General features: G+C 70.9%; 18 protein-coding genes. 15 read left to right on the top strand and 3 right to left on the bottom strand.

Annotated features, from left to right (window positions below):
* Positions 1-122: 122 nt before the first annotated feature.
* From JYJ93_RS00460 to JYJ93_RS00445, 4 genes are all read left to right on the top strand, one after another.
* On the top strand, positions 123-806 hold the full coding sequence (locus JYJ93_RS00460; RefSeq protein ID WP_206785738.1) for a DUF4142 domain-containing protein: 684 nt from the start codon (positions 123-125) through the stop codon (positions 804-806).
* A 79-nt stretch (positions 807-885) separates the two neighbouring features.
* Entirely contained in the window at positions 886-1,857 is a 972-nt protein-coding gene (locus JYJ93_RS00455) for a hypothetical protein (RefSeq protein ID WP_206785737.1), read from the top strand.
* 15 nt (positions 1,858-1,872) lie between these two features.
* Entirely contained in the window at positions 1,873-2,622 is a 750-nt protein-coding gene (locus JYJ93_RS00450) for an ATP-binding cassette domain-containing protein (RefSeq protein WP_206786088.1), read from the top strand.
* Positions 2,622-4,112, top strand: coding sequence for a glycine betaine ABC transporter substrate-binding protein (locus tag JYJ93_RS00445; RefSeq protein ID WP_206786087.1), 1,491 nt, complete (start codon positions 2,622-2,624; stop codon positions 4,110-4,112). The genes JYJ93_RS00450 and JYJ93_RS00445 overlap by 1 nt, the downstream gene beginning before the upstream one ends.
* Before the next feature lie 3 nt (positions 4,113-4,115).
* On the opposite strand, the gene JYJ93_RS00440 is transcribed toward JYJ93_RS00445, so the two are convergent.
* Complete coding sequence (locus JYJ93_RS00440; RefSeq protein WP_206785736.1) at positions 4,116-5,090, bottom strand: COX15/CtaA family protein; 975 nt, start codon at positions 5,088-5,090, stop codon at positions 4,116-4,118.
* Between the two features lie 147 nt (positions 5,091-5,237).
* On the opposite strand from JYJ93_RS00440, the gene JYJ93_RS00435 reads away from it, so the two are divergent.
* Positions 5,238-6,365: a hypothetical protein gene (locus JYJ93_RS00435; RefSeq protein WP_206785735.1), complete on the top strand. Its 1,128-nt coding sequence runs from the start codon at positions 5,238-5,240 to the stop codon at positions 6,363-6,365.
* Here the strand turns inward: JYJ93_RS00435 and JYJ93_RS00430 are convergent, their stop codons facing one another.
* Entirely contained in the window at positions 6,366-7,772 is a 1,407-nt protein-coding gene (locus tag JYJ93_RS00430; protein ID WP_206785734.1) for an NAD-dependent succinate-semialdehyde dehydrogenase, read from the bottom strand. It abuts the gene before it with no gap.
* Between the two features lie 361 nt (positions 7,773-8,133).
* On the opposite strand from JYJ93_RS00430, the gene JYJ93_RS00425 reads away from it, so the two are divergent.
* The 7 genes from JYJ93_RS00425 (at position 8,134) to JYJ93_RS00395 (ending at position 16,965) form a co-directional block, all read left to right on the top strand.
* On the top strand, positions 8,134-8,547 hold the full coding sequence (locus tag JYJ93_RS00425) for a biopolymer transporter ExbD (RefSeq protein WP_206785733.1): 414 nt from the start codon (positions 8,134-8,136) through the stop codon (positions 8,545-8,547).
* A gap of 11 nt (positions 8,548-8,558) precedes the next feature.
* Positions 8,559-8,993, top strand: coding sequence for a biopolymer transporter ExbD (locus JYJ93_RS00420; RefSeq protein ID WP_206785732.1), 435 nt, complete (start codon positions 8,559-8,561; stop codon positions 8,991-8,993).
* Between the two features lie 74 nt (positions 8,994-9,067).
* Positions 9,068-9,796 (top strand): phosphatase PAP2 family protein, encoded by a 729-nt coding sequence (locus JYJ93_RS00415; protein ID WP_206785731.1) that lies wholly within the window; start codon positions 9,068-9,070, stop codon positions 9,794-9,796.
* A gap of 108 nt (positions 9,797-9,904) precedes the next feature.
* Positions 9,905-11,701: a histone deacetylase gene (locus tag JYJ93_RS00410; RefSeq protein ID WP_206785729.1), complete on the top strand. Its 1,797-nt coding sequence runs from the start codon at positions 9,905-9,907 to the stop codon at positions 11,699-11,701.
* 51 nt (positions 11,702-11,752) lie between these two features.
* Entirely contained in the window at positions 11,753-12,421 is a 669-nt protein-coding gene (locus JYJ93_RS00405; RefSeq protein ID WP_206785728.1) for an acyltransferase, read from the top strand.
* A 221-nt stretch (positions 12,422-12,642) separates the two neighbouring features.
* Positions 12,643-14,673, top strand: coding sequence for an ATP-binding protein (locus tag JYJ93_RS00400; protein WP_269012942.1), 2,031 nt, complete (start codon positions 12,643-12,645; stop codon positions 14,671-14,673).
* 207 nt (positions 14,674-14,880) lie between these two features.
* A complete protein-coding gene (locus JYJ93_RS00395; protein WP_206785726.1) occupies positions 14,881-16,965 on the top strand; it encodes a neutral/alkaline ceramidase in 2,085 nt (694 codons plus the stop codon).
* 8 nt (positions 16,966-16,973) lie between these two features.
* On the opposite strand, the gene JYJ93_RS00390 is transcribed toward JYJ93_RS00395, so the two are convergent.
* Positions 16,974-17,783 (bottom strand): hypothetical protein, encoded by an 810-nt coding sequence (locus tag JYJ93_RS00390; RefSeq protein ID WP_269012943.1) that lies wholly within the window; start codon positions 17,781-17,783, stop codon positions 16,974-16,976.
* Between the two features lie 194 nt (positions 17,784-17,977).
* On the opposite strand from JYJ93_RS00390, the gene JYJ93_RS00385 reads away from it, so the two are divergent.
* The 3 genes from JYJ93_RS00385 to JYJ93_RS00375 all read left to right on the top strand — a co-directional run bounded on the left by JYJ93_RS00385 (position 17,978) and on the right by JYJ93_RS00375 (position 19,853).
* Positions 17,978-18,472 (top strand): gluconokinase, encoded by a 495-nt coding sequence (locus JYJ93_RS00385; RefSeq protein ID WP_206786085.1) that lies wholly within the window; start codon positions 17,978-17,980, stop codon positions 18,470-18,472.
* Between the two features lie 198 nt (positions 18,473-18,670).
* Positions 18,671-19,462, top strand: a complete 792-nt coding sequence (locus tag JYJ93_RS00380; protein WP_206785725.1) for a hypothetical protein — start codon at positions 18,671-18,673, stop codon at positions 19,460-19,462.
* Positions 19,463-19,484: 22 nt separating this feature from the next.
* Positions 19,485-19,853 (top strand): hypothetical protein, encoded by a 369-nt coding sequence (locus JYJ93_RS00375; protein WP_206785724.1) that lies wholly within the window; start codon positions 19,485-19,487, stop codon positions 19,851-19,853.
* The last annotated feature ends 17 nt before the right edge of the window (positions 19,854-19,870 follow it).

Genomic DNA, 19,870 nt, shown 5'->3' with positions numbered 1-19,870 from the left:
TCCCGCGCGCCTCGTGCCCCGCGGGGTGGGGCGCTCGGCCAGGCGGCCCTGGCACCCCGCTTCCGCGTCCACACCTTGCTCCCGTCGAATTCATCCGCGGCAAAGCGGGGGAGGCAGGAGCCATGAGCAAGATGAACTGGAAGGCGCGTGCGGTGACGGCGGCGGTCGTGACGGGGCTGATGGGCTTCTCCGCCCACGCCGAGGATCAGTCCAAGCAGGAAAAGCAGGAGATGAAGCAGGGCAAGGCCGTGGGTGAGGCCGCCGCCAAGCGCGTGCAGTACGTGGGCAAGCTGGCCGTCTTCAACAACCGGCAGATCAAGCTGGCGCGGCTCGCGGAGCAGCAGGCGACGGATCCGCAGGTGAAGGAGTTCGCCACCAAGCTGCGCGAGGACCACGAGAACAGCCAGAGCCAGCTGCGCACCTGGGCCGAGCAGAAGAAGATGCAGATCAGTGCCCTCAGCGACAGCAACGTCACCTCCGAGGACCAGACGGGCGTGGGCGGCTCCGGCGTCCAGGAGGGCTACCAGGAGAAGATGAAGGGCACCGGCGAGAAGCTGGGCAAGGCCATCGACAAGTCGAACGAGGAGTACAACAAGCTCCAGGCGAAGCAGGGGCCTGAGTTCGACAAGGCCTTCCTGACGCGCATCGCGGAGGACCAGAAGAAGGGCAAGGACATCCTCGAAGAGGGCCGCAAGGAGTACAAGAACGACGCCGGCTTCCTGGCGCTCCTGAGCGACACCGAGCGCACCGTCCGCGGCAACGAGACGCAGGCGAAGGAGCTCGAGAAGGAGATGAAGAAGAAGTAGTGCCCGCGTGTGTAGCGCGGTGGGCGTCGGGCCGACGGGCCGGTTGACTCGGCCGGGTCCGGCGCCTATCCCCTCGCGGATGCGCACGGCACTCGCGGCGATGGGAGTGACATTCGGGGGGCTGCTGAGCGCGTGTCTCGCGACCGCGCCAGTGGCCTCCGCGGTGCCCTCCGAGGGAGTGACGCCCGCGGGCCCCTTCGTCGACGACGCGCGCCCCCTCTTCGAAGGCTGTGTCCCCGTCCCGGACAGCGCCACGTCCCGCACGTACCGCTGCGGCACGCTCTCCGTGTGGCTGCACGAACAGCCCGGATTGAGCGAGGCCCAGGCCGTGGACGCCGGCCGCACCCGCGTGCATGCCCGGCTGGGCCCGGGCCTCACTGAAGCCCGGGGCGAGCTGCCGCTCGGCGGACAGCCGCACCCGTCCCTGCGCTTCGAGCAGTGCTCCGGTGAGAACACCTGCACGGTGGGCGGCTACGTCACGGCGGTGACACCCTCCGCGGGCCACGTGCGGCAGCTGGGCTGCGTGGTGCGCGGCGACCTCCGCGCGGGACTGGGCCGGTGCCTGGAGCTGTTCGCGTACCTGGCCACGCGGGGCAATCCGGAGGGCGACACGCTGTCACCTTCCGCGCTCGTCACACCGCCCCGGCTGCCGTGGCGGGTGCTGTTCGTGCCGGAGGGCTGTGAGGTCGCGGACTCGACGACGCGCGCGGGGAGGATCCGCTGCGCCGCGTCCACCTTCTCCTGGAGCCTCTTCCGTCCGGTGGCGCCGGGCTCGGGGCAGGTGGAGCGCTGGCGCGACCGGAGCTCGGAGGAGCTGCGCGACGCGCTCCCGGGAGCCCGCCCGGTGGAGGTGCGCGACTGCTACGTGGAGGGCCAGGCCACGCGCTGCGTCCGCTTCACCGCGCCCGCCCCGGAGGGTGGAGGTGACGTCCAGGTCTGGACCGGCGGCGTGGACCACCAGGGCTGGGGCCTGTTCGCGGCGTGCAGTCTCCCGACGAGTACGGCCTCCCTCTTTCCAACCGCCTGCAATGGCGTGTTCGCTCCGCGCTGAAGGGTCGTGGCGTTCGTGTTCCTCCTGGAAGGCGTGTCCAAGCGCTTCGGTGCCGCGCAGGCCCTGCACCCGCTGGACTTGAATCTACCCAAGGGCGCCACCACGGTGCTCATCGGCCCCAGCGGCTGCGGGAAGTCCACGCTGCTGCGGCTGCTCAACGGCCTGCTCCGGCCCGACACCGGCCGCGTGCGCTTCGACGGACAGCCCCTGCCGGAGGACGCGGACGCGCTGCTCGCCGTGCGCCAGCGCGTGGGCTACGCGCTCCAGGGCGGAGGCCTGTTCCCGCACCTCACCGGCGCCCGGAACGTCACGCTGATGGCGCGGCACCTGCGCTGGCCGGAGGCGCGGATCCGCGAGCGGCTGGCACAGTTGATGGACCTGACGCGCTTCCCGGCGGATGCACTGGAGCGCTTCCCGGGAGAACTCTCCGGAGGCCAGCGGCAGCGCGTGGCGCTGATGCGCGCGCTGATGCTGGACCCGGACGTGCTGCTGCTGGATGAACCCCTGGGCGCGTTGGATCCGCTGGTGCGCCATGACCTCCAGACGGACCTGCGCGGCATCTTCGAGCGGCTGGGCAAGACGGTGGTGCTCGTCACGCACGACCTGGCGGAGGCCGCCTTCCTGGGCGACGGCATCGTGCTGATGCGCGAGGGCCAGGTGGTGCAGCAGGGCACGCTGGACGACCTGGAGTCGCGGCCCGCGGATCCGTTCGTCACGCGGTTCATCCAGGCGCAGCGCCCGTTGCCCCTGCGGAGGCCAGGATGATGCGCGCGCTGTCGCTGGCGTGGCTGCTGTGGCTCGCTGTCGCGTGCACGAGCACCGAAGGAGGCAGCGGGCCCCAGGTGCGCGTGGGGTCCAAGAAGTTCACCGAGTCCGTCATCCTCGGGGAGATGGTGACGCAGGTGGCGAAGGACGCGGGCGCGCGGGCGTCGCACCGGCGCGAGCTGGGCGGCACCACGGTGCTGTGGGAGGCGCTGCGCCGGGGCGAGCTGGATGTCTATCCCGAGTACACCGGCACGCTGCGCCAGGAGTTGCTCGTGGGCCGCGCGCTGCCGGACGACGACGCGCTGAGGAAGGCGCTCGCGGACGAAGGCCTGCGGATGAGCGCGCCGCTGGGCTTCAACAACACCTACGCGCTGGGCATGAAGGAAGCGGAGGCCCAGCGGCTGGGCATCCGCCGCATCTCCGACTTGAAGGCGCACCCGGAGCTGCGCGTGGGCTTCAGCAACGAGTTCATGCAGCGGGGCGACGGCTGGCCCGCGCTGCGCGACGCGTACGGCCTGCCCCAGCGCGACGTGCGCGGCCTGGACCACGACCTGGCGTACCGGGGCATGGAGAGCGGGGCCATCCAGCTCACGGACCTGTACTCCACGGACGCGGAGATCGCCGCCTACGGCTTGCGCGTGCTGGAGGACGACCGGCACCACTTCCCCGCGTACGACGCCGTGCTCCTCTACCGCGCGGACCTGGAGACCCGTGCGCCCCAAGTGGCCCAGGCGCTGCGCCGGCTGGAGGGCTCGCTGACGGAGGCGAAGATGGTCCAGCTCAACGCCCGCGCGCGGCTGGAGCATGTGCCGGAGGCCCAGGTGGCGGCGGACTTCCTCCAGGCTTCATTCGGCCTGACGACGGAGGTGCGCACGGACGGGCGGGGGGCACGCATCTGGCAGCGCACGCGCGAGCACCTGTTCCTCGTGGGGCTGTCGCTGATGGCGGCCATCGCGCTCGCCATCCCGCTGGGTGTGGTGGCCGCTCGACGTCCGCGCCTGGGGCAGGGCGTGCTGGGCCTCTCCAGCGTCATCCAGACGGTGCCGTCGCTGGCGCTGCTGGTGTTCATGATTCCGCTGCTGGGTATCGGCTCGAAGCCGGCCATCGCGGCGCTGTTCCTCTACAGCCTGCTGCCCATCGTGCGGAACACGGCGGCGGGGCTCCAGGGCATCCCGTGGGAGGTGCGCGAGTCCGCGGAGGCGCTGGGCCTGCCGTCCGGCGCGAGGCTCTGGCGCATCGAGCTGCCCATGGCGGCGGCCTCCATCCTCGCGGGTATCCAGACGGCGGCGGTCATCAACGTGGGCACCGCCACGCTGGGCGCGCTGGTGGGCGCGGGCGGCTACGGCCAGCCCATCCTCACCGGCATCCGCCTGGACGACGTGGGGCTCATCTTGGAAGGCGCGGTGCCCGCGGCGGTGCTCGCGCTCGCGGTCAGCGGCCTCTTCGAGGCGGTGGCGCGCGTGCTGGTGCCTCGCGGGCTGCGCGGCTGAGCGCTACACCGGCTCCACGTGGGAGGCCGGCTCGGCGGCGGGCTCCAGGCGCGGTGCGTCCTCCGCGAGCCCCGCCGCGCACAGCCGCACCACGCACATCCACACGCAGTCCGCGAGCAGCAGGTGCACCAGCTGCATCGTCACGGGCGCCAGCAGCACCAGGTTGATGATGCCCGCGCACAGCTGCGCGACGTACACGCCGGTGAGCCACGCCGAGGCGCGCCGCACGTCCGGCGAGGGCCGCAGCCGCGCCACCTGACGGCCGCCGAACACCAGCAGCGCGCCCATGGCCACCGCGATGGCCGGGTGGAACACGCGCAGGCGCAACAGCACGTGCGCCGTCTCGGACAGGTCCTGCTCGAAGCCGTGCGTGAGGCTGGTGGCGGGGAAGAGCGTGTCGCCCAGCGCGGCCACCGCGCCGCTGATGCCCAGCACCAGCATGCCGACGATGCTCCCGCCCAAGAGCGCGCCCACCACGCCCTGGCCCTGGAGCACCATGCGCGCGCGGCCCTTGGAGGCCCACACCACCAGCGTCTGCGCGCCCACCAGGAGGAAGGTGTTGGTCAGGTGCACGCCCATCCACACCGCGCGGCCCAGGCGCGCGTCCTGCGCCACGTACTTGAGCAGCACGATGCCCGCGCCCACCAGGCCTTCGGTGAGCATGAACACCAGCGCCCAGAACGCCGCCTTGCGGCCCGGGTGGCCCTTGGGGAACTCGCGGCGGCCCCAGACGTAGAGGGCGACGGCGAGCAGCGTGGCCAGGCCGCTCGTCACACGGTGGGTGTACTCGATGAGGGTCTGGAGGGAGGGCGCGCGGGGCAGCACCTCGCCGTTGCAGACGGGCCAGTGGTCACCGCAGCCCGCGCCGGAGCCGGTGGCGCGCACGAACGCGCCCCAGAGGATGACGCCCAGGCTATAGAGGAGCACGCCCTGGCTGAACCACTGGAAGCGGCGGGTCGCGGCGGTGGGAAGGGTCATCGTTCCCTCCCACTACCGCATCCGTTCACAGGGAACCACCGAGCGCCTGTGTCCGGCTGCCCACCGCGCGCCAATGGCTCAACACCTGCGCTTATGGGGCCACCCACGACAGTCCCCAACCCCGGGGGAAGTTGTTAGCGTCACCTCGTGCCCCGAGACCGCGAAGCGCCCCCTGCCTCCTCGCCCCCTCACGATGCGGCCGAGCGCCTGCGTCGGCTGGAGGCGGCCATCGAGGAGGGACGTGCGCGCAAGGACGCGGCCCTGGAGGGGTGGGTGCGCAGGATGGGCCGCCTGCCCACCGAGAAGGAGCGCGACCGCTGGGAGCGGGAGTGGGAGCGCGGCGCGGAGCGGGAACGCCAGCGGTGGGAGAAGCAGTGGGAGCGCGAGTCGAAGGACGCCCTGCGCCGCGCGGAGCGGCAGGCCAAGCGCGACGCGTACATCGCGCAGCAGCAGGCGCACCGGGACGCGAAGCGCGCGGAGAAGGCGGCGCGGGAGGAGGCCGCGCGCAACCCGGTGGTGGGCGTGGGGCAGCTCGTCGTCGCGCTGGCGTGCGTGGCCACGGTGGTGCGATTGCCGCAGCAGTACTGGTGGCTGGTGTTCGTGGCGCTCGCGTTCTTCAAGGGCGCCGCGAAGCACCTGCGCCCGAGCAACAACCCCTTGCTGACGCGCGTGGAGGAGCCGCCCACGCCGGTGCCGCCCCAGCAGGTGAAGGCCCCGGAGGTGCCGGTGGATCCGCGCCTGACGCGCGTGGACGCTGTCTGCGAGAAGCTGCTCGCGGAGCTGCGGGCGGGGAGGGGCGTGTTGCAGGAGATGGTGCGCTCGCCGGATCGCACCGTGCAGGACCTGCGCAAGAGCTGCCACGAGCTCGTCCGCCGCGAGCGCGAGCTGCGCACGGTGGCGCCGCCGGAGGACGTGCAGCGGCTGGCGGACGAGCGCAAGAAGCTGGAGACGCGCTGGGCCTCGGAGGAGGACGTGGTGGTGCGCGACCGGCTGCGCGCGGCGTTGCAGGTGCTGGATGAGCAGGTGCGCCAGCGCGCGGAGTTGACGAAGGCGGCGGACCGGCTGGAGGCCGAGTTCACGCGGCTCGCGTACACGCTGGAGAACCTCTACGCCCAGGTGCTGCGGGTGCGCTCGGCGGACGCGGCGGACGCGGACGTGGCCGGCGCGGGCCTGCGCCACAGCGTGGAGCAGCTGGGCGCGGAGGTGGACGCCGTGACATCCGCGCTGGAAGAGGTGCACGGCGCGCCCGTGGATGGCCGGGTGCGCACGCGCTGACTATTCGCCCGCGTGCTTCGACGGCGGCGGTGCGCCGGACGCGCCGGTGATGCGGACGGTCTTGGCGTTGACGAACTCGCGGATGCCCAGGTCGGCCAGCTCGCGGCCGTGGCCGGAGTGCTTCACGCCGCCGAAGGGCAGGCGCGCGTCGGACGCGACGAGCGCGTTGACGAACACCATGCCGGCCTCGATGCCGTCGATGAGCCGGCGCTGTTCGTTCGCGTCCTGGGTCCACACGCTGGCGCCCAGGCCGAAGGGCGTCGCGTTGGCCAGCTCGATGGCGTGCTCCAGGTCGCGGGCGCGCAGCAGCGTGGCCACGGGACCGAAGAGCTCGTCATGGAAGGCGGGGGCCTTGGGTGGCGGATCCGCCAGGACGGTGGGCGGGTAGAAGTTGCCGGGGCCGCCCTGGGGCTTGCCGCCCAGCAGGAGCCGGGTGCCGGCCTTCACGCTCTCCTGCACCTGGGCATGCAGCCCTTCGAGGATGCCGGGCGTGGCGAGGGGGCCCACGTCGGTCTTTGGATCCATGGGGTCGCCGACCACCATGGTCTTCATGCGTTCGACGAAGCGGCGTTCGAACTCCTGGGCGATGGGCTCGGCGACGATGAAGCGCTTGGCGGCGATGCAGGACTGGCCGTTGTTGATGAGGCGCGCGGACACGGCGGTGTGCACGGCCTTGTCCAGGTCCGCGCTGGGCATGACGATGAACGGATCGCTGCCGCCCAGCTCCAGGACGACCTTCTTGATGGCACGGCCCGCGGCGGCGCCGACCGCGCGTCCGGCGCCCTCGCTGCCGGTGAGGGTGACGGCCTTCACGCGAGGGTCTTCGATGACGCGGTTCACCTCCGACGTCTCGATGAACAGCGATTGGAAGGCGCCTTCCGGGAAGCCGGCGGTGCGGAAGATTTCTTCGAGTGCGATGGCGCACTGGGGCACGTTGCTGGCGTGTTTGAGGAGGCCCACGTTGCCGGCCATGAGGGCGGGGGCGGCGAAGCGCACGACCTGCCAGAAGGGGAAGTTCCACGGCATGATGGCGAGCACGGGGCCCAGGGGCTGGTAGCGCACGAAGGCGGTGTCGCCGTCCACGTCGATGGGCGTGTCGCGCAGGAGCTTCTCGGCGCGGGTGACGTAGTAGCGGCACGCGGTGGCGGACTTGATGGACTCCGCCTTGGCGGCCTCCAGCGGCTTGCCCATCTCCTCCGTCATCATGCGGCCGAAGCGGTCGGCCTCGACCTCGAGGATTTCAGCGGCGCGGCGCATCCAGCGGGCGCGGTCAGCGAAGGACGTCTCGCGGTAGGAGCGGAACGTGTCCGCGGCCCGTTGCAGCTTGCGCTCCAGCTCCGCGGACGAGAGCACGTCGAACGTGCGCAGCGTCTTGCCGGTGGTGGGGCTGATGGTGGCGATGGCCATGTGCGGGTGCCTCCAGTGCGAACGTCACCGGGTGATAACAGGCCACACTCCCGTGACAATGCCTCCGGAGTACGAGCGTCCAGGGGCGTACGCCAGCAAGTGGACGTTGTTCGTGCCCGGGGGCAGGAGCTCACGAAGCGGAGACGGGAGCACGAGTCCATACCGCTGCTCGAACGCATCCAGAACCGCGTTGCTCAGCAACGGTCCACCCTCGGTCGTCCGCATGCGCTGAACCATATGTCTCGTGCGGAGAATACGAACATCCCCCGTGACCGAACCATGACCGAACCACCGAGTGCCCAAGGCCAACGCATCCTCGGCCCCGTGGTCCCATGGTGTCCGACGCACAGGGAGGTCGTGCATGGGAATGGCCGTAGGCGGCAGGGGCGGAGTGAGGGCCGACATCAACGTCACGCCGCTGGTCGACGTGGTGCTGGTGCTGCTGATCATCTTCATGGTCGTGACGCCGCTGTCCCAGGAGGGCAAGGACGTCACCCTGCCCACCGCCGCGCAGGGCGAGCAGCCCCAGAAGCCCGAACCCCTGGTCTTCTCCCTCACCGCCGACAAGGTGCTGTACGTCGGCGACGAAGCCATCCCGGACGCCGCCCGCTTCCAGGAGCGCATCCAGCAGGAACTGCGCGCCCACCGTGACCGCAAGCTGCTCTTCAAGGCCGATGCGTCACTGACGTGCGGCGACGTGCTCGGCGTCCTGCGGCAGTCAGAGAACGCGGGCGCCGAGTTCGTGTCCCTGGGTGTCTCCGTGAAGAAGCCCTGAGGAGGACCGCCATGCACGCAAGACGCCCCGTCGTGGTGAAGCCCCAGCCCGGTCTCCAGTCCGAACCCAACGTCACGCCGCTCGTGGACGTGGTCCTCGTCCTGCTGATCATCTTCATGGTCGTGATGCCGCTGATGCGTGGCGAGTTCGCGCTCCAGCTCCCCTCTGCCGGGGACCCGGGCGCCTACGCCATGTCCCCCGAGGACCTGCCCCCAGGCCTCATCCGGCTCACGGCGGAGGGCGCGCTCCTCATCGACGGCGACCCGGTGAGCGAAGCGGACTACATCCCGCGCCTGCGGGCCTTCCTGGCGGCCCGCCCCAAGGGCCAGCGCGGCCTGTACTTCCAGCCTGACGCCCGTGCCCCCTACACCCGGCTCATCGCCGCCCTCGACGGCGCGAAGCTCGCGGGCGCGGAGAGCCTGGGCCTGACCTTCACGAAACCCTGAGCACCTGGAGCCTGTCCGACACTCGCCGCGAAAAGCCCGTGGCCAGCCCGCACCCGCTGTCTTAAGTCACGGCCATGTCACGAGGGCCATGGCGGTGGGTGTCGGGTTGGGATGCGATGGTGACGCGGCCCCTGGGGCTGCTCCTGCTCGTGGTCGCGTGCGTCCTGGGCTTCGTCGTCCTGTCCGACGAGGTGCATGAAGGCGACACGCAGGACATCGACGAGCGCATCGTGCGCTCCCTGCGCCGTGAAGAAGACCCCGCGCGCCCCCGGGGCCCGTGGTGGCTCTCGGAGACCGCTCGCGACGTGACGTCCCTGGGCGGCTTCCCCGTCCTGGCGATCCTCACCGCGGCCGTGTGCGGCTTCCTCGTGGTGGCCCGCCGCTACCGCACCAGCCTCTTCGTGCTGTCCTCCATCGTCGGCGGGTGGATCCTCAACGCGCTGCTCAAGAACCTGTTCCACCGCCCGCGCCCCTCGGTGGTGCCCCACCTCACCGAGACCATGTCCACCAGCTTCCCCAGCGGCCACGCCATGCTGTCCGCCATCACCTACCTCACGCTGGGCGCGCTCCTGGCCCAGTTCGCGGAACACCGCCGCGTGAAGGTCTACCTCCTCACCGTGGCCCTGGTGCTCTCCGTCCTCGTGGGCTGCACCCGCGTCTACCTGGGCGTGCACTACCCCACGGACGTGCTCGGCGGCTGGGTGGCCGGGCTCGCATGGGCCCTGTTCGTCACCGTCGCCGCCCGCACCGTGCGCCGCCGCAGCCCCGCCCTTCAAGAAGAGGCCCAGCGCCCCGTGGAATGAGCCTTGCGCCCACGGCCTCCACGCGTGATGAAGGGGCCACCACTCCTGACTCCCCGTGCCCCTCCTCTCCTTGAACCTCCGCCCCTTCCAGCCGCCCGAGAGGCGCGGATGATTCAGGCGTGGCTCTGGAAGCTGGGCCTGGGACGCGGCCGGGTGCACGTCTTCTACGACGAGGCCTACCGGCTGCCCCTCTCCGGCATCGAGTCCTCCGTGGGCATCGAGCCGCGCGGCACCGACTTCACCACCTGGTACCTGCTGGAGTCCGGCGTGGTGCGCGCCGCGGACGTGCGCCACCCCGTGCCCGTGTCCTACGCGCAGCTCGCGCGCGTGCACGACGCCCGCTACCTGGAGTCCCTCGCCGACCCCTCGATGCTCGCGCGCATCTACGCCACCGACCCGTCCGAGGTCCCCGTGGACGCGCTCCTGGACAGCGTGCGGCTCGTGTGCGGCGGCACGCTGGGCGCGGCCCGGCTGGCGCTCGCGCGGCAGACGCCCGTGGTCAACATGGCCGGCGGCTTCCACCACGCGCGCCCGGACAAGGGCGGCGGCTTCTGCACCGTCAATGACATCGCCGTGGCCGTGGCGGACCTGCGCGCCTCCGGCTTCGAGGGCTCCGTGGCCGTGCTGGACCTGGACGCGCACCCGCCGGACGGCACCGCCGCGTGCCTCGCCGGACAGCCGAAGACGTGGATCGGCTCCGTGTCCGGCAGCGACTGGGGCGTGCTGCCCCCCGGCGTGGATGAGACCCGCGTGCCGGACGGCTGCGACGACGTCACCTACGTGCAGAAGGTGAAGGACCTGCTCGCGCGGATGCCCGCCTCCGACATCACCTTCGTCATCGCGGGCGGGGACGTGCTGGCCGGGGACCGCTTCGGGCGCGTGGGCATCACGCTCCAGGGCGCGCGCAAGCGCGACGTGGCCATCGCCGCGGCGCTGCGGGGCCGGGCCAGCGTGTGGCTGCCCGGGGGCGGCTACCACGCGGAGTCCTGGAAGCTGTTCGCGGGCACCGTGCTGGTGCTCGCGGGCCTGGGCCACCAGCGCATCACCGCGCGCTACGACCCGTTGAGCGCGCGCTTCCAGCGCATCGCGCACCTGTTGGATCCGGAGAACGGCAACACCGGCGGCAAGGCGCCGCACTGGGAGCCCTTCTCGCTGGAGGACCTGGAGGGCCCGCTGCGGCTGGGGCCGGAGGTCCAGCCGCGCGTGCTGGGCCACTACACCGCGCAGGGCATCGAGTACGCGCTCTTCCGCTACGGCCTGCTGTCGTACGTGGAGCGCCTGGGCTACAGCCGCCTGCGCGTGCAGGTGGCCTCCACCGGCGGCACCGGCGACCGCATCATGGTGCTGGGCCACGCGGGAGGCCGCGAGCACCTGCTGTCGGACTCGGTGGTGGAGAAGAAGGAGCTGCAGGGCGAGACCTTCCTCTTCGCCAACTGGCTGTCCCTACGCCACCCGCGCGCGCGCTTCAGCGACAAGCGCCCGCAACTGCCCGGCCAGGAGGTGCCCGGCCTGGGCCTGTCGCGCGAGACGACGGAGGTGCTGCTCGCCATGGCCCAGCGCCTGGGCCTGGCGGGCGTGGCCTTCCGGCCCATGTGGTACCACCTGGCCGTCGTCGCGCGCGGCCGCTTCCACTTCGCCACCCCGGAGCGCCAGGGCCGCTTCGAGGCGCTGATGCGCGACCTGTCCTCGCTGTCGCTCGTGGAGGCCACGCGCGCCGTGGCCGAAGGGCGCGTGCGCCTCAATGGCCAGCCGTACCCGTGGGAGCCGGACGACATGGTCTGCCGCCTGTCCCCCGTCTCCCTGGACGCGGAGGCCGTGGAGAAGGAGCGCGAGCGCTGCCACTTCACCGTGGAGCCCGCGCCGGAGCCCACGGCCGCTCCGCCGGTGAAGCCCGAGCCCCTCTGACGCCGCGGCGCCAGAGCCCGGTGGACGCCGGGCCCGTGGTAGTCAGGACGCGTGGACCTGGACGCGCAACGCCGTGAACAACACAAGCTGCGGCTGTCGTGGATGCCGTGGCTCTACTTCAGCCTCAAGCCCCGCCACCGCGAGTGGGCGGAGGCCTGGCAGCGCGAGGTGCAGGACCGCCTGCGCGCGCTGGAGACGGTGGATATCGCAGAAGGATGTTTCATCGCGCCGGAGGCGCGCATCTTCGCGGAGCCCGGCCGCACCGTGCGCATCGGGCCGGCGTGCAGCATCGGCGCGGACGCCTTCGTGCACGGGCCGGTGGTGCTGGGGCCGCGCGTCAGCCTCAACGCGCGCGTCAGCCTGGACGGCGGCGCGTGCGGCATCCGCATCGGGGAGGGCAGCCGCATCGCCACCGGCGCCACGCTCTACGCCTTCGACCACGGGCTCGCGCCGGACCGCCCCGTGCGCGAGCAGCCCGTCACCTCGAAGGGCATCGTGATCGGCCAGGACGTCTGGGTGGGCGCCAACGCGGGCATCACGGACGGTGTCACCGTGGGCGACCACGCAGTGATTGGCATGGGCGCCGTCGTCACCCGCGACGTGCCTCCGTGGGCCATCGTCGGTGGCGTGCCTGCACGCTTGCTCGGGGATCGCCGTCAACGCCCCCGTTCCGGAATTCCCGGGGGCTGGGAGCCTCCAGACTCCGAGGGAAACCCTTGAGTCCCGGGTGGGTCCATTGACTTTGAAACATTCGAGCGCCTTATGCTTCGGGCCGCGGTGAGACGGAAAGAGGGGTCGGGCTCGGACGCGCCGGGCGGTTTTCCCTCCAATCCAGATTTCATTCCGTTTCATCCGTGATGAAGGAGGCCGCGGTGGCGCAGGAGCAACGCGAAACGGGGGGCGCCGCTGCTCTGGGGCGGTCATCCGGGACGAGCGACCTCGTGGACACGCGTCGTTTCCAGCGCGCCGGATCGCTGTTGCGCGAGGCGCTCTTCGAACTGGACGCGGCGGGCCGCCTCGTCCTGGCGACCCCCGCCTGGGAGCGCCTGGTCGGAGCGCCCGTGCACGCGTGGCTCGGCCGCTCGCTGGTGGAGTTGTTCCACCCGGAGGACCGGGACCAGGCGCGGGTGCTGCTGCGCACGGCGCTGTCGCGCACGGACGTGCCCTCGCGGCTGGAGCTGCGGCTGTCGTCGGGCGGCACGCAGCCGCGCTGGGTGGAGATGTCCGCGACGGGGGACCCGGAGCACCTGGGCGGCGTGCTGGGCACGCTGGTGGACGTCACCCCGCGCCGCCTGGCGGAGGAGGCCGCCGCCACGCGCGAGCGCTACCTGGGCGCGATGGTGGAGGTGCAGCGCCAGCTGCTCGCGCCCGAGGCCTCCGTGGATGTGTACAACTCCATCCTGGAGCCGCTGGGCCGCGTCGCGGGCGCCAGCCGCGCCTACGTCTTCGAGTTCCACCGCGACGCCTCTGGCCGGATGCTCCAGTCCCAGCGCGCGGAGTGGTGCGCGGCCGGCATCTCGCGCGAGCTGGACAACCCGGACACGCAGGCGTGGCCCATCGACCAGGCCTTCACGCTCCCCCAACTGGAGCAGCTCCACCGGGGCGAGGCCGTGCAGGGCTCGCCGGAGGACTTCGGCGCGGACAACGCGCCGGTGCTCCTGGCGCAGGGCATCCGTTCGCTGCTGGTGCTGCCCCTGGTGGTGCACGGCGAGCCGTTCGGCTTCATCGGCTTCGACAACTGCGATGACGCGCGGCCCTGGTCGCACGTGGAGGTGAAGCTGCTGTCCGGCGCGGCCGGCGCGCTGTCGCTGGCGCTGGAGCAGCACACCACGGACGCGCTGCGCGTGCGCACGGAGACGGCGCTGCGCCGCACGGAGGCCGGCTTCCACCTGCTCATCGAAGGGTTCCCGGACCCCGTGGTGGTGCACACCACGGACGGCATGCTCCTGTCGGTGAACCCGGCCATGGCCAACTACCTGGGCTACCAGGACCCGGCGGAGCTCCTGGGCCGGCACCTCCTGGGGCTGGTGCGGCGCGAGGACCAGGAGGTCGCGCGCCGCCACCTGGAGGAGGCGCAGGACGGGGCGCTGGCCGCCCGCTCGCACGAGGTGCCGCTGGTGCGCCGCGACGGGCAGGTGGTGAGCGCGGACCTGGTGACGCTGGGCGTGCTCTTCGACGGCGTGCCCGCGCGCGTGACGGTGGCGCGCGACTTCACCGAGCGCAAGCACATGCAGGCGCAGCTCATGCTGGGGGACCGGCTGGCCTCCATGGGCATGCTGGCCGCGGGCATCGCGCACGAACTGAACAACCCGCTGTCCTACGTGCTCTCCAACCTGGAGTTCCTGCACCGCGCGCTGGGCCCCATGCCCCGGCCCCTGGGCGCCGAGGAGCTGCTGGAGTACCAGCAGGTGCTGGACGACGCGCGCGAGGGCTCCGAGCGGATGCGCCAGATCGTCCGCCAGCTCAAGGTCTTCTCCCGCGTGGACGACGCGCACGAGGAGGCGGTGGACCTGCACCGCGTGCTGGACTCCGTGGCGCAGATGGCGGCCAGTGAAATCCGGCCGCGCGCCCGGCTGGTGAAGCAGTACGGCAACGTGCCGACGGTGCGCGCCAACGAGGGCAAGCTGTTCCAGGTGTTCCTCAACCTGGTCATCAACGCCGCGCACGCGATTCCAGAGGGCTTCACGGACGAGCACGAGATCCGCCTCATCACCCGCGTGGACGAAGACGGCCGGGTGCTGGTGGAGGTTCGCGACACGGGCCGGGGCATCGCGCCGGAGCTCTTGCGCCGCATCTTCGACCCCTTCTTCACCACCAAGGCGCCGGGCCAGGGCACCGGCCTGGGCCTGTCCATCTGCGACACCATCGTGCGCGCGCTGGGCGGCACCATCACCGCGGAGTCCACGCCGGGCAACGGCGCCACCTTCCGCGTCACCCTGCACGTCGCCGCGCGGCCCGCACACGTGGCCTGAGTCAGGCCCGCATTCCGCGTCCATGCGGCGGAGCGGGCCGCCCGTCCGCTGCCGCGAAATGGACTGAATCCGCCGCGCTCCGGTGTTCGAGTGTGGAGCGTCGGACGGCCCGCCCTCGCGTGCGCTGCCCCCCAGGGGGCGAAGGCGTCACGCTTCGGCCTCGCCGCCGCCGGGGGCCTCCTCTTCCTGGAGGCCGTGGAGGATGCCATGCGCACGCTGAATGCCCGCCTCGCTCCCGTGCTCGGGTTGCTGCTGGGCTGCGTGCTGGCGCTGGGGCCGGGCGCCTCCCGCGCGCAGGAGGGAGCGCCGCCGGCTCCCGTGGAGGCTCCGGCGAACACGAACGCGTGCGCGGGCTCGTCGAACTTCCTCATCGGCGCGGCGCGCTCGGACATCACCGGCCCCGCGGCGGAGGTGGGGATGATGGGCTACGGACAGGTGGGCCAGAAGACGGAGGGCATCCACCTGCGGCTGTTCTCGCGGGCGTTCGTCATCGCCTCGCCGTGCAACGGCCGCCGCGTGGCCTTCGTCAGCGCGGACCTGGGCATGGTGTTCCAGGCGGTGAAGCAGCAGGTGGTGGAGCGGCTGCGCTCGAAGCTGGGCGACACCTTCTCCGACGACAACGTGCTGCTCAGCGCCACGCACACGCACTCCGGGCCGGGCGGCTTCAGCCACTACACGTTCTACAACCTGACCACCTTCGGCTTCGTGCCCCAGAACTTCGAGGCCATCGTCTCCGGCATCACGGACTCCATCCTCCGCGCCAACGCGCGCCTGGCGGAAGGGTCGCTGCGGCTGTCCTCCGGCGACCTGCACGGCGCCAGCATCAACCGCTCACCGGAGGCCTACCTGCGCAACCCGGAGGCCGAGCGCACCCGCTATCCCGACAACGTGGACACGCGCATGACGCTGCTCCGGATGACGGGGGCGGACGGGCGCGAGCTGGGGCTCATCAATTGGTTCGCCGTGCACGCCACGTCCTTCGGCAACACGAACACGTACATCAGCGGCGACAACAAGGGGATGGCGGCGCACACGTTCGAAGTGGAGAAGGGGGGACGGACGCCCGGCGGCCCGGACACCTTCGTCGCGGCGTTCGCCAACTCGAATGAAGGCGACGTCACGCCCAACATCCTGGGCGGCACGAACGGCGGCGGCGCGAACGACTTCGAGGACGCGGCCCTCTCCGCGAAGAAGCAGTCCGACTTCGCCGAGCACCTGTGGTCCACCGCCGGGATGCCGGTGATGGGCGGCGTGGACTACCGGCACACCTACGTGAAGATGGACGCGGTGGACGTCGCGCCCTCGTTCGCGGACGGCGGCGCGCACCGCACCTGCCCCGCGGCCATCGGCCTGTCCATGATCGCCGGCGCGGAGGACGGGCCCGGCTTCGGCGCGGAAGGGGCCACGTGCGAGTCCGTGCACGACGTGTGGAGCCAGTTCACCTGCGCCGCCGTCACCACGCCCTGCCAGGGGGAGAAGCCCATCATCCTGGAGATGGGCACCATGAAGCCCTACCCGTGGTCCCCGGAGGTGCTGCCGCTCCAGGTGGTGACGGTGGGGCCGCTGGCGCTGGTGGCGGTGCCCTTCGAGATGACCACCATGGCGGGCCGCCGGCTGCGCGACACGGTGCGCGCGCAGCTCCAGGGCGCGGGCGTGACGGACGTGGTCATCGCGGGGCCGGCCAACGCCTACTCGGGCTACGTGGCCACGCGCGAGGAGTACGCGCGCCAGGATTACGAAGGCGCGTCCACGCACTTCGGCCCGTGGACGCTGGCGGCGTTGCAGCAGTCCTTCTCGGGGCTCGCGGCCTCCTTGCGCGAAGGGGCGGCCGTGGCGCCCGGCCCCACGCCGCGCGACCTGCGCAAGGCGGTGGTGGGGCTTCAGCCCGGCGTGGTGTTCGACGACAAGCTGCTCTGGGTGGACTTCGGCGCCGTCGCGGAGGAGGCAAAGGCGGCCTACGCGCGAGGCGACACGGCGAGCGTCACCTTCTGGGGCGGCCATCCGCGCAATGACCTGAAGCGGGGCGGCACCTTCCTGCGCGTGCAGCGGCGGGAGGCGGATGGCACGTGGCGGGACGTGGCGAACGACGGGGACGGCGCCGCGCTGTACCACTGGCAGCGCGAGTACTGCGTGCCCACGCTCGCGTGCTCACAGGTGCGCATCACCTGGCCCATTCCCAAGGACACGCAGCCGGGCACGTACCGGCTGGTGCACGAGGGGAACTGGAAGTCCGGCTGGGACGGGCGCATCCACCCGTACTCGGGGAGCTCGCGCCCGTTCACCGTGAAGTAGCGCGCCCCTCAGTCGCAGGAGCCGTCCGGGTTGCAGCGCTTCTCGCACTTCTTGCAGGACTCGCCGCCCTTGCCGCACTGGTTCTTGTTGGGGGCGGGGATGCAGCTGTTGCCGTCGCAGCAGCCCTTGCAGGTGGTCGGGTCGCACTTGCAGAAGCCGTTGATGCACGCGAGCCCCGGTCCGCACGCGCCTCCCAGACCGCAGAAGCACTTGCCGCCGCTGCAGCGGTTGGCGTTGATGTCGCAGGCCGGGCCGGTGCCGCAGCCGCAGGTGCCGCGGTCGGTGCAGGTGTCCGCGCGGACCGTATCGCAGACCTCGCACGCGACGCCGCCCACGCCACAGGTGCGGAAGGTGCGGGACGTGCACACGCCATCGCGGCAGCAGCCGTCCGGACAGTCCACGCAGAAGGTGCCGCCGGTCGAGCCGGTCAGCCGCACGGTGACCTCCACCTCGTAGCCGTCGCGCACGGTGGCGGTGGCCTCGCCGGTGGCGACCGTGGCGTCGCCGCGCAGGCCGTCCACGCGGACGGTGGCCTGGGTGCCGTTGGTCGCGCCGTCCAGGAGCACGCGGAACGTCTCACCGTTCACGAGCGCGCGGCTGGAGTCCTCGGGCAAGAGCGACGTGGGCACGGTGGCGCCGTCCGCGGTGGCGGCGACGCGCAGCCGGGTGAGGTTGAGCGAGGGCTCGAACTCGGCGGTGACGAAGAGCGCGGTGCCGGACGCGGCGGCGGGGTCACGGCAGGCGGCCAGGGACGCCAGCGCGAGCAGGCCGCTGCACAGGAGGAGCCGGGCGAGGGTCCGGCCGGGGGTTGCTCCCACGGAAGTCATGATGGTGTGGGAGGGTAATGGTTCCTCCGTCGTGAAGTGGAAGTCATGTGGGACGCGAGGGTGATGGCGTTGGACATCGGACGCTCACGTCCGGTGTGTCACCGGCCGTGTTTCTCGCATGGCACCCGGGGCAGGAAGGCCGCAGCATGCGGATGCGCGCACGACCCGAGGGAGGCGGCAACGGCATGGTGGTCATCGTCATGGGCGTTTCAGGCACCGGGAAGTCCACGGTGGGCCGGGCGCTCGCGGACCGGTTTGGGTGGACCTTCGTGGACGCGGACGACCTGCACTCGGTGGAGAACCGCCGGAAGATGGCCGAGGGCACGCCGCTGACGGACGTGGACCGGCAGCCCTGGCTGGAGCTGCTGCGCGCGAGGATGGAGAAGGCGTTGGATGCGGACGAGGACCTGGTGCTGGCCTTCTCCGGCCTCAAGGCCTTCTACCGCGCCAGGCTCACCGTGGACCCCGCGCGCGAGCGCTGGGTGTACCTGCACGCGCCCGCGTCCGTCATCCGCGAGCGGCTCCAGAAGCGCCTGGGGCACTTCATGCCGGCGGCGCTGCTCGACAGCCAGTTGGAGACGCTGGAGGTCCCCGGCGACGCGTTCACCGTGGACGTGACGCCGCCGCCCGGCGAAATCGTCGAGCGCATCGTGACGGGGCTGGCGTTGGAGCCCAGATAGGGCGCTTGGCCTGCAGAGTGACTCGTCCAACGAATGTCAGAGGGAGTGACCAGAATGGCCGCCCGCTTACGCTTGACCACATCCCGGCCGTAGAGGGTGCCGATTATCGTTTCTGACGTTATATTGCTCGCGACTATGTCGACTTCCGCAGCACTCCCTCCCGTTTTCTCTCTGCCCACTGGAAGTGGGCTGCTCTCGTTGTTGCTCGAGAAGGTTTTTTCGCTCGTGGCGGGGGACCGGATATCGGCACAAGATCGGGCACTCATCGAGCATGTTCGGGAACTGAGCGGTACCTTTGGCGCTTATGTCCTCGAAGCCCAAGATCGCGATGACCTGATTGTCAGGCTTGATCAAGTCGTCGGGGATCCCCAATTCTATTTGGCGCAGATGCTCCTGATGCAGGAGGTCGAAGCCCCAGGGACGCTGTCCAGGCGAGTTGATGGACTCGCCTTGGAGAGCGGCGACGTGGTTCCCCAGTCGATGGTGAATGCTATGGGGGCCTCGTCGAAGCCTTACTTGCGCGACCTCTATCGACGCCTCCCTGAAATCATGAGGTGCTTCGGTCTGTTCCTGCGACAGACACCGCACGTGACTGAGACTGCGGCCGCTGTGCTTCAAAATGAAGATTGGGACCCTCTCGCGTTTCTCAGTGCACCTGATGTATCCGTGCCTGCGGCAGAGGCGCTTCTTGCGTGGATGAGACTGGGTGTCCTTCAGTTGGCTTCTATTGCGCTGCTTTCCCATCAGGTTGTTGCTGAGCCTTGGCTCAAGATTGCCATTGCCGAGCTACTAGCGACTTCGAGCAAACGCAGCTTGGCCCTCCTGGCAGCCTTGTCTAAAGCCGAGGTTTCAGTGGACCTCCTACCTGCGGACGAGCGGCTGAGTCCCGCCGCACTTGATCGACAAGTGGAGGCCGTGCAGGCGGCCTATGCGCGATTCAACATGGCTGCGGAGCAATCGGGTGAACCGGTATTCCCCTCCGCCTCCTAAACCGCAGTTGCGCGATCGTGGCGTGGTGATGGTCGAGGTGGGGGGGAAGTCTCGTCCCGCCATCGTCGTCCGCCGTTTTCCTGAAGAACAACGTGTGGTCGTGCTGTATGGCACGGGAACCAAGCGCGTTGAGTTGGCCGGGATCGAAGTGCCGAGTAATTCAGCGGCGGGCAAAGCGCTTCGGCTAACCAAGGACACGTTCTTCTACGCCACGAGTTTGCGCAGCGTCCGTTTGGGCCATGTCACAGCGACAGCAGGGCTTTGCCCGCCCGAACTCTTCTTGCAAGTGCGTTATTTGGTCGAGGGCGCATTGGCGATTCTTTCCTCGTCCGCTCAAGAGAAAGACTTGTCGGAGGACGCCCGGCCTCGTCCGGTTCAGGCTCCTGAGTAGGCCTGAACACCAAGTGG

Source organism: Corallococcus sp. NCSPR001 (genome assembly GCF_017309135.1).
Taxonomy (GTDB): Bacteria; Myxococcota; Myxococcia; order Myxococcales; family Myxococcaceae; genus Corallococcus.
This window is presented reverse-complemented; position numbering and strand designations above follow the sequence as displayed.